General features: G+C 50.2%; 7 tRNA genes. All 7 read left to right on the top strand.

The features are described 5' to 3' along the window. The first annotated feature begins 1 nt into the window (after position 1). The 7 genes from GKZ89_RS20800 to GKZ89_RS20770 all read left to right on the top strand — a co-directional run bounded on the left by GKZ89_RS20800 (position 2) and on the right by GKZ89_RS20770 (position 1,043). Positions 2-76: transfer RNA gene (locus tag GKZ89_RS20800), tRNA-Asn, on the top strand. Position 77: 1 nt separating this feature from the next. Continuing rightward, a tRNA-Thr gene (locus GKZ89_RS20795) sits at positions 78-150 on the top strand. A gap of 24 nt (positions 151-174) precedes the next feature. Beyond that, positions 175-249 (top strand) — tRNA-Glu (locus tag GKZ89_RS20790). A gap of 231 nt (positions 250-480) precedes the next feature. Continuing rightward, positions 481-556: transfer RNA gene (locus GKZ89_RS20785), tRNA-Val, on the top strand. A gap of 176 nt (positions 557-732) precedes the next feature. Next, positions 733-805, top strand: a tRNA-Thr gene (locus GKZ89_RS20780). 16 nt (positions 806-821) lie between these two features. Then, positions 822-905: transfer RNA gene (locus tag GKZ89_RS20775), tRNA-Tyr, on the top strand. A 63-nt stretch (positions 906-968) separates the two neighbouring features. Continuing rightward, positions 969-1,043: transfer RNA gene (locus tag GKZ89_RS20770), tRNA-Gln, on the top strand. Positions 1,044-1,045: the final 2 nt, after the last annotated feature.

Genomic DNA, 1,045 nt, shown 5'->3' with positions numbered 1-1,045 from the left:
TTCCGCAGTAGCTCAGTGGTAGAGCTATCGGCTGTTAACCGATCGGTCGCAGGTTCGAGTCCTGCCTGCGGAGCCATGCTTCCATAGCTCAGTAGGTAGAGTGCTTCCATGGTAAGGAAGAGGTCACCGGTTCGAGCCCGGTTGGAAGCTTACTGATGTTTTTTTTCATTTATCGGCCCGTTGGTCAAGCGGTTAAGACACCGCCCTTTCACGGCGGTAACACGGGTTCGAATCCCGTACGGGTCACCATATACATAGGGACAGGCAGATTCATACATATGCAAGTCCGTAAAGCGACAGCGCAATGCGCTGCGTATCGCAAGCCGAAACACCACCCAATAAAGTAAACGTAAGAGGGTTGGGAGAAGCAAGCAGTGCTAGGAGCCGAGTGAGCGAACACCGGAGTGCACATAAGTGCATGAGGATGTGAGTGAACGAAAGCGACAGCGCAATGCGCCGCTCATCGCAAGCCGAAACCATGGAGGATTAGCTCAGCTGGGAGAGCATCTGCCTTACAAGCAGAGGGTCGGCGGTTCGATCCCGTCATCCTCCACCATTACAATTTTATATGCCGGTGTAGCTCAATTGGCAGAGCACGATCGAAAATGCTTCCTGAAATTACTTCAGCGCACAGATCGAGCTGTTTCTTGACTAAGCATCCTGAGGTCTGGGCGACCTTATCAAGCAGGAACGGTATTTGATCACAAAATTATTTGATCACAAAAATTATATGCCGGTGTAGCTCAATTGGTAGAGCAACTGACTTGTAATCAGTAGGTTGGGGGTTCAAGTCCTCTTGCCGGCACTGTCTTCACTTTTGTGGAGGGGTAGCGAAGTGGCTAAACGCGGCGGACTGTAAATCCGCTCCTTAGGGTTCGGCAGTTCGAATCTGCCCCCCTCCACCATTCATTTTTGAAAATCGGGTTTAAAAACCTGAAGTTGGGATATGTTAATATAGTATGTATTATTGGGCTATAGCCAAGCGGTAAGGCAACGGACTTTGACTCCGTCATGCGTTGGTTCGAATCCAGCTAGCCCAGCCATC

The organism is Metabacillus mangrovi, assembly GCF_009711125.1.
In the GTDB taxonomy this organism is placed as follows: Bacteria; Bacillota; Bacilli; order Bacillales; family Bacillaceae; genus Metabacillus_B; species Metabacillus_B mangrovi.
This window is presented reverse-complemented; position numbering and strand designations above follow the sequence as displayed.